The sequence below is a fragment of the Allosalinactinospora lopnorensis genome (assembly GCF_000981225.1).
Classification (GTDB): Bacteria; Actinomycetota; Actinomycetes; order Streptosporangiales; family Streptosporangiaceae; genus Allosalinactinospora; species Allosalinactinospora lopnorensis.
In genome coordinates this window covers 1-8,708 of the sequence record NZ_LAJC01000118.1, presented here as the reverse complement: position 1 = coordinate 8,708, position 8,708 = coordinate 1, and the positions used below count along the sequence as shown (strand labels likewise).

General features: G+C 68.3%; 6 protein-coding genes. 2 read left to right on the top strand and 4 right to left on the bottom strand.

Going from position 1 to position 8,708, the window contains the following annotated elements:
* Positions 1-76: 76 nt before the first annotated feature.
* From VS93_RS25100 to VS93_RS25085, 4 genes are all read right to left on the bottom strand, one after another.
* Entirely contained in the window at positions 77-2,437 is a 2,361-nt protein-coding gene (locus VS93_RS25100; RefSeq protein ID WP_046472326.1) for an arylsulfatase, read from the bottom strand.
* Between the two features lie 148 nt (positions 2,438-2,585).
* A complete protein-coding gene (locus tag VS93_RS25095; protein ID WP_046472325.1) occupies positions 2,586-3,503 on the bottom strand; it encodes an ABC transporter permease in 918 nt (305 codons plus the stop codon).
* The gene (locus VS93_RS25090; protein WP_046472324.1) at positions 3,496-4,692 is read right to left on the bottom strand and encodes a quaternary amine ABC transporter ATP-binding protein; all 1,197 of its coding nucleotides are present in this window, start codon (positions 4,690-4,692) and stop codon (positions 3,496-3,498) included. Before VS93_RS25090 ends, VS93_RS25095 begins: the two co-directional genes overlap by 8 nt.
* Positions 4,685-5,635 (bottom strand): ABC transporter substrate-binding protein, encoded by a 951-nt coding sequence (locus tag VS93_RS25085; protein WP_052745991.1) that lies wholly within the window; start codon positions 5,633-5,635, stop codon positions 4,685-4,687. The genes VS93_RS25090 and VS93_RS25085 overlap by 8 nt, the downstream gene beginning before the upstream one ends.
* Positions 5,636-7,635: 2,000 nt before the next feature.
* Between VS93_RS25085 and VS93_RS29910 the strand changes: the two genes are divergently transcribed.
* Positions 7,636-7,884, top strand: coding sequence for a hypothetical protein (locus VS93_RS29910; RefSeq protein WP_162231715.1), 249 nt, complete (start codon positions 7,636-7,638; stop codon positions 7,882-7,884).
* Between the two features lie 12 nt (positions 7,885-7,896).
* On the top strand, positions 7,897-8,556 hold the full coding sequence (locus VS93_RS29555; RefSeq protein WP_156185013.1) for a tetratricopeptide repeat protein: 660 nt from the start codon (positions 7,897-7,899) through the stop codon (positions 8,554-8,556).
* The last annotated feature ends 152 nt before the right edge of the window (positions 8,557-8,708 follow it).

The window sequence follows — 8,708 nt, the reverse complement described above, 5'->3', positions numbered from 1 at the left end:
GCGGCCCGGGGCCGCTTGGGGCGGGGCGCCCCGCCGGTCGGCCGACGGGGCGCAGCACCCGCCGCGCTGGTGCTCCTCAGTCATGGGCCGCCCTGAACAGTTCGCGTTCGTTCTCGCTCCGGACGTCGCTGCACAGGTCGTCGGCGAGGTCGAGGCGCACCCAGCGCAGCCGACCGGTGAACTCGTTGTCGGCGGTGGGGTAGTCGTCCGTCACCGGCGAGGCGCGGTCGACCCCGATGTCGAAGGTCTCGTCGAAGGCGAAGTAGTAGGGGATGGTGGCGTCCGCCCGGCCGGTGGCGACCTTCTCGCCGTCGACCAGCAGCGTGACGCTTCCCCCCTTGCCGACGCCCCCGCCGTCGTAGCCGAATTCCAGCCGGAGCTCGTGCGGTCCGGCCGCCAACGTGTCGCCGCCCGACACCTTGTGCACCCGGAGGCCGAAGTAGTTGTAGGCGTAGGCCGGCCGCCCCTCGTGCACGTACAGCGACCAGCCGCCGAAGCGGCCCCCCTGCGCGACGATCACCCCGTCGCCGCCTCCGGGCGGCAGGTCGACGCTCGCGGTGATCGTGTGCGAGCGGTTCTTCACGTTCGGCGCGGTCTCCTCGGTCAGGCGCAGCCCGGGGCCGTGGAACGTCACCGTGCGGCGGTCGCCGAGCAGGTCGAGCCGGCCCGCCTCCTTCGGGTTCTCCCGCTCGGTCATCCGGTCGTCCAGCGGGAACACGTTGTACTTGGCGGCCTCGATGAGAAACAACTGCTGCAGTTGCCGCAGCCTGCCCGGGTGCTCGGCGGAGATGTCGCGCGCCTGGGTCCAGTCGACGTTGGTGTCGTAGAGCTCCCAGACGTCGTCGTCGAAGTAGCGGCGCCCGGTCTGCACCATCTCCCACGGGGTGCCGTGCCGGGTGACCGCCATCCAGCCGTCGTGGTAGATGCCGCGGTTGCCCACCATCTCGAAGTACTGCAGGCGGCGGCGGTCCGGCGCCCGGACGTCGTTGAAGCTGTAGAGCATGCTGGTGCCCTCGATGTCCTGCTGGGCGATCCCGTCCACCGCGTCGGGCTTGGGGATGCCGGCGGCTTCGAGGATCGTCGGCATCACGTCGATCACGTGGTGGAACTGGTGGCGGATCCCGCCGCGCTCCTCGATCCCGTTCGGCCAGTGCACCACCATTCCGTCGCGCGTGCCCCCGAAGTGCGAGGCGACCTGCTTGGTCCACTGGTAGGGCGTGTTCATCGCGAGAGCCCAGCCGACCGGGTAGTGGGCGTGGGTCGTCTCGTCGCCGAGCGCGTTGGCGTGGGCGTTGATGAACTCGGCGGTGTCGGGGATGCCGCTGGCGAAGCGGTGCTCGTTGAGCGTTCCGCCCAGTCCGCCCTCCGCCGATGCCCCGTTGTCTCCCAGGACATAGACGAACAGCGTGTCCTCCAGGGCTCCGGCCTGGCTCAGGGCGTCGACCAGCCGCCCGACCTGGACGTCGGTGTGTTCGGCGAACCCGGCGTACAGCTCCATCAGCGACGCCGCCGATCTGCGCTCGACCTCGGAGAGCTCGTCCCAGTGCGGTACGCCCTCGGCCCACGGAGCCAGCTCGGCGTCCTCCGGGACGACGCCCAGCTCCTTCTGGCGCCGCAGGGTGATCTCCCGCTGGCGGTCCCACCCGTGGTCGAACCTGCCCTTGTACTTGTCCCGGTACTCCCTGGGCACGTGGTAGGGCGCGTGCGTGGCGCCGAACGGGAGGTAGAGGAAGAAGGGGGTGTCGGGCTTGAGGCTCCGCTGGGCGTTGACCCACTCGATCGCCTGGTCGACGAGGTCCTCGGAGAGGTGGTAGCCGTCCTGCGGTCGCCTGTCCGGCTCGATCGGCGTGGTCCCGTCGAACAGCACCGGATACCAGTGGTTCATCTCGGCGCACAGGAAGCCGTAGAACTTCTCGAAGCCCTCGCCGGTGGGCCAGCGGTCGAAGGGGCCGGCCGGGCTCACGTCGCGCGCGGGCGTCTGGTGCCACTTGCCGAACGCGGCCGTGTTGTAGCCGTTGGCGCGCAGGACCTGGGCCAGGGTCGCGGCGCTGCGCGGGCGGATGCCGCAGTACCCGGGAGCCGCGCTGGCCATCTCGGTCGTGGCGCCCATTCCCACCGAATGGTGGTTGCGGCCGGTGAGCAGGGACTGCCGGGTGGGCGAGCACACCGCGGTGACGTGGAAGCGCGTGTACCGGAGGCCGCCCTCGGCCAGCCGGTCGGCGGCGGGCATCTCGCACGGCCCGCCGAACGCGCTGGGCGCCCCGAAGCCCATGTCGTCGATGAGGACGAGCACGACGTTCGGGGCGCCCTCCGGCGCCCGCAGCGGTTCGGGCGGGGTGTGGGGCGGATCCTGGTCGCGCACGTCGATCGACGTCGCCGACGGGTGCGGCCGGTCCCCGATCGGCAGGTTGCTCCTGTTGACGTGCGGTTCGGTCATCGAGGCTCTCCTTTACGGTCTCGCGGGCCCTATGCGGCGGGCCGGTCCTTCGCTGATCGGCGGATGCTTCGACGGGTGCTCGCTCCGCGCTGCCGCCGGAACCGGCGGCAGCGCGGTCGTGTCGGAGCGTGGGGCCGCGGCGCGGCCGTCAGGCGGCTGTGCGCACGGGCACCTGGTCCGTCTCCTCCCGGGGCCGCCGGCGGAGCAGCATGTCGAGGGCGGCGCGTGCGCGCCGACCGGATCCCCGCGACCCGCCGAGGGCGCTCGTCACCCGGTCGAGGAAGATCGCGAGGATGACAACGGCGATGCCCCCCTCGAACGCGACACCGATGTTGAACTGGGTGACACCGTTCACGACGACCCCGCCCAGCCCCGCCGCCCCGACCAGGCCGGCGACGACCACCATCGACAGCGCGAGCATGATCACCTGGTTGACGCCCGTCATGATGGACGGCAGCGCCAGCGGGAGCTGGACCTCGCGGAGCACCTGCCCGGGACGCGGCCCGAACGCCCGTGCCGCCTCCACGATCTCGGCGTCCACCTGGCGGATGCCGAGCTCGGTGAGGCGGACCGCCGGCGGGATGGCGAACACCGTTGTGGCGACGATTCCCGGGACGACCCCGATGCCGAAGAAGAACACCGCGGGCACGAGGTAGACGAAGACCGGCAGGGTCTGCATGAAGTCGAGGACCGGCCGGACGCAGACGCTCACCCGCGGGCTGTTCGCGGCGAGGATCCCGATCGGGACGCCGATGGTGATCGAGATGACCGCGGCGATGATGACGACCGCGAGGGTCTCCAGGGTCTGCGTCCACAGTTGCATACCGACCACGAGGAGGAACGCGAGCACGGTGAACACGGTCAGGCTGATGCTGCGGACCGTCACGGCGGCCAGCAGGCCGAAGACCGCGATCAGCACGAACGGCATCGGCGTGGCCAGCGCTGTGTAGACGGCGTTCACGGCGAACAGCAGTACGGCGGAGAGGGCGTCGAAGAAGCCGCCGACGTGGTCCACCAGCCACTGCAGCGCGGATTCGATTGCTGTGCCGACCGGGATCCTAGGCATGCTCGTTCACGTCCTTGGGGGCGGAGGCGATGGCGTCCAGGACGCGGGCCCTGGGCACGACGCCGACCAGGTGCTTGTTGCGGTCCACGACCGCGAGCGGGACGGTGTGCCCGCCCGCGAGATGGCAGAATTCGACGAGAGGGGTGTCGTCGGGGACCGCGGTGTAGTCGTCGCCGACGCAGTCCCCCAGGTCGGCGCGGTGCTCGGCGATCGCTTCGGACAGGAGCGCGGGGGTGACGACCCCGGCGATCTCGCCGCCGGGGTCGGTGACGTAGACGCCGCGGCCGCGCGACTCCTCCATCCGCGCCAGTACGGAGGCCGGATCCTCGTCGAGGGTGGCGGTGACCCACGGAGGCTGCATGACCGTGCTCGCCGTGAGCACGCGCGTCCGGTCGACGTCGGAGACGAAATCGTGGACGTAGCCGTCCGCCGGCCGCGAGATGATCTCGGGCCCGGTGCCCAACTGGACGATCCGGCCGTCCCGCATGACCATGATCCGGTCGCCGATGCGCATCGCCTCGTTGAGATCGTGCGTGACGAAGATGATGGTCTTGCGGAAGTCCCGCTGCAGTTCGAGTAGCTGCTCCTGCATCGAGCGGCGGGTGAGCGGATCGAGCGCGCTGAACGGCTCGTCCATGATGAGGACGTCGGGATCCGTCGTCAGGGCGCGGGCGAGCCCGACCCGCTGCTTCATCCCCCCGCTGAACTCGTCGGGGTAGGCGTCTCCCCGCTGGCCGAGACCCACCTGCTCCAAGGCGCGGTCGGCGCGCTGCAGGCGTTCGCGCCTGGGCATGCCGCGCGCCTTCAGCCCGTAGGCGGCGTTCTCCCTGACCGTGCGGTGCGGGAAGAGCGCGAAGTGCTGGAAGACCATACCGACGCGCTTGTTCCGCAGCTCCCGGAGCTGCTGCCGTGTCATTCCGCCGACATCGGTCCCGTCGTACACGACGTTTCCGGCGGTCGGCGCCACCAGCCGGTTGATCATCCGGATGACGGTGGACTTCCCCGATCCGGACAAGCCCATGACCACGAAGAGCTCGCCCTGCTGCACCGAGAAGGACACGTCGTCGACGGCGAGGACCCCGCCGGCCTCCCGCACCGCGCGGCCGCGGTCGGTCCCGGTGTCGAGGGCCCGGCGCGCCCGTGCCGGCGGGAGGTCGAACACCTTCGTGAGATGTCGGGCCTCAATCATTAGGGGCCTCCGCGGGCTCGCCGTCCACGGTCTCGACGCCGTCCAGCCACGTACCGATCTCGTCGGGGTTGTCCGCGATCCAGGCACCGGCGACGTCCTCCGCCGACATGCCTTCCTGGCTCACGTCGTAGACCCAGTCGGAGGCGGTGTCGGTGTCCACCTCCATCTGGGACAGCAGCCGCGCCACGTTCGGATTGTCGGTCTCGAAGTTCTCGCGGGTGGCGATCCGGATCTCGCCCGCGCCGGGCCAGGCTTCCTCGGGGTCCTCAAGGTAGACGAGATCCCACTCGACGTTCATCCAGTGCGGCTCCCAGGCGAGGAAGACGACCGGCTGCTCGTCGTCCACCTTCTGTTCGACCTCGGCGAGCATCGCCGGGGTGCTCGACTCGAGGAGGTCCCAGTCGCCGAGGTCGTAGGTGTCATCGTCGATGGCGTCCTGGATGCTCTGGTTCCCGGGTGTTCCGGCCTCGATCCCGAGGAACTCGTTGTCGAACTCCTCCGCGTTCGGCGCCAGGTCGGCGAGCGACGTCACGTCGAGCTGTTCGGCGGCGTACCGGGGGACGGCGGGCTCGTAGCTCGCTCCTGTGACGAGCGTGTCGAGGATCTGCACGCTGCCCGTGTCGATGTATTGGGTGAAGACCTCCTCCTGGCTCGGCCACCAGTTGCCGAGGTAGGCGTCGGCGTCCCCGCTGGCCAGGGCCTCGGCTCCGAGCGGGACGGAGAGCTCCTCGACGCTGACGCTGTACCCGAGCTCTTCCAGGATCTGGCTGACGATCGCGTTCTCGACCATCAGGTCTTCCCACGGCTGCTCCACCAGCGTGATCTCGTTTTCACCCCCGCCGCCGTCGTCGAATCCCCCCTCGGGTTCGCTGCAGGCGGCGACGGTCAATGTGCTGAGCGCCGCGAGGGAGGTTGCCAGAACGCGGCCTGGTCGCAGATACATGAGTTGGGACCTCTCTGGACAGTCGGTGGTTATAAACTTTTTCCGTTCACGGCGTTCTCGTAGGGTCGGTGGTTCTCCATTTTTCGTTTCACCTCTCCCGGGGTGGATGCGATCCGAATGCGAATTTTTCGCGGGATCGCCGCTCTCCGCATCGTGTGACATACGCCGATTGATACTGGTGCACGGGGTGCAAAAGTTCAATGTCTGGCGGAACACGACCTATACTGATACTTGCTGGTCTTTATAGATGTTTTCTATACGCAAATAAGCGTGAAATTGAAATGCAATTGTGGCCGGTTCGCTGGATCGTGGCGGTACCCGTGCCGTCACGAGGGCTCGGGCGCGTGCGGGCCGCTGAGCTGCGGCGTCGACGCCCCGAGGGTGAGAGGGGCGCGCCGGGAGTGCTTGGGGTGCGTTGAGGAGGGCGGAGGCGGCCGACCGCGCGTGCAGATGCTACAGGCGCCCCGAACCCCCTGGCCAGAAGGTTGCGGCCGCCCTTTGGCGGCCAGGCTGTACCAGTTCGGGGCAGGGCGCGGGTTCGTGGCGCCCCTGTTGAGTGCGGGGGATGCGCTGCCGCACCGGTGCGGACTCGGGGGCGTGGGTGGCGGGCGGTCGCTCCCGCGGTCGGGTCGGTCCTGGCGCCGGGAGGGCTGAGGAGGCTCCATGGCGGATCGGCCGGGCCGGGATTCCGGACAGCGGTCCGACACGGCGGCAAAGAAACGGGCCTGTCCCCCTCCGCGGCACGCCCCGACACCGCTGGGAGGGCGCACCGCCCGCGCGACGGAAGCGACAGCATTTCCGTTCCCCGCGGCGGCGATTCGGGGGAGGCCGCCCCCGGAGTACCTTTCGAATATCTCCGCCGAGGAGGCATCATTGCTTTCGCTCCCCGCATCGCGCCGTTTTTCGATGTTCCTCCCCGGCGGTTGCAGCCACCCCGGATGATAGGGCCGTCAATTCCCGGACGAAGCGGAAAAGGGGAGCACCGGCGAATCCGCCGGGCGCGCAGGGAGGCGCTTCCGGTCGTTTTTCGGCGGCAGGTCGAGCCGCATGGCCCAGGGTTGGTTCATTCTCGGTGAGTGATTGCGCTCGTGCTGGTAGTCCAAGCATATCCAGCGGTCGGGGGAAGCTCTCATAGCAGATCCGTCGGACGGCACCAGGGACGGTTTCCCGGTCCAGCCCTGACAGCAGCGCGATCACCGCGGTCTGCGGCGCGGCGAGGTCGGCCGGAGCGCGCCCGGACTTGACCTTGCACGCGTCCTCGCTCAGGAACACGTCCCGCACGTGGTGCCATGCCTTGATGTTCCAATGGCCCCGTACCGCCCCCCAGCGCGGCGGCGTCGGTCTGTCCCACCGCCAGGCTGGTCACCGCATAGGTGCAGATCCATGGGCGTTTCCCGGTGCGCAGGTCGGTGACATGGCGGCGCAGGCGCACCACTTGGCAGGCGTGTGGGAAGTCGATTCCCTCCCATCCCACGGCTTTGGCCGTGCTGGACGGCGCCCCAATCGGTCAAGTGTTGGTGGGGTGTTTCGCCCACGCTGGGCAGCGTTTGGGTCCTGGGGCCCACGACTCTGGGGTAATAGTCCGATAGGTTCCCGCTGAGTCTGTCCGCACCTGATCGGCCGCCCCGCGGCGTTTCCTGACGTCTGGACCCCTCACCGTGCCGTCTGCGCCATTGCCCGCACCGTACCTACTGCGCCTCGGCGCAATCGAAGAGGCCACCGGGCTGCTGGAGGAAGCTCTCATCCGGGATTCGTCACCTGCCTCGCTGGCCAGATTGCTGCCATTGGCACGAGCTAACGCCGAAGCGGCTCACGACACCGTGGAGGAGAGCGACGCAGAGTTCTTGCTTGCCCGCATACTCGTGCACAACTCTTCCGAAGAGGACGAACGGCGCCTGCATAACCTGCTCACGTCCACTGTGGCTGCTCGGGATTATCACAGTGCCGCGCGGTCCGCACCAGCTTCCTGATCAACCTCTACCGGAATACTGGGCGGCTGCGTGAGGGCCCTGGCACCGGCCGATGATTTGATCCGATACGCACAGCAGGCCGGGCACGGTCCCTGGACCCAACTCGCCAACCAAGGCCAGCGGCTGAAAACCCTCAGCGCTTTGGGTGAGCACACCCCTGTGCTGGCCGAGGCTCGCCGTCTCCTGCATGCCTTGGAACACCTGCCCGCCCCCGACACGTCGAGCGAGACGATCGACGCATGGAATGTTCGCGAAAATCTCCTCGACACAGCAGGTTAGGCCGCTTCATGCTTGCGGGAGTGGGAGGAAGCCCTTGGTTTCATTGCTCGTATCGTCGAATCCCGGCATGATCGCGGGGCTCCGGAACTTGAGATCATCGGTGCCCGTTTCAATGCCCATGGCCCACTCATCGAACTCGGCCGCCTCGATGAAGCCGAACGCCTACTCCAGGAATGCCGGGAGATCTTCGAAGCACATCGTTCGTGGGTCGATCTCGCTCGTACCCTCAGTGCCCTTGCCCACCTCTACCATGCGTGTGGCGATGCAGCCAACGCCATTGTTACCGGGCAAGACGCATTGAGGCACGCTTACCTCGCTGCCATCCCTCAGGACATCGCCATCAGTCATCACGGCCTCGGTGTGTACCTGTGCGCTAGTGACAACGGGGTGTCCACCGCTTTAGCTCATCATCTCGCCGCCGCGCTCATTCGTGACCTCGTCAGCGATGGAAGACTGCGAAACTCGTTGCGCAGCGTCGGTATCGACTTTGCTTCCCTGCCCTCGGGCTGTCCCCTTCCCGACACTACTGACGCCCTCTATGCCCAGATGTCGGAAGTCCGCGGTGCTCGACTCGACGAACTCGTTTCTTACCTGGGCACTCCCGAGAAGGCGCAGGCCGCCCTCAACCGAATCCTCACCGAGGCCTACGAACTGGCCCGATGTTTTCAGTGAATCTATTTCACGTGGTTCTCGGGTGAGCCTGGAGCATGCTGTTCGCGATCTACCTGCTGGAGAACGCCCCTCAGGGGACGGGGCGCGGGACCGCGGAGTCCGCGGCCTGGCTGCGCCGGGCCCGCCCCTGGCGCCGGTGACCCGCGCTGGCC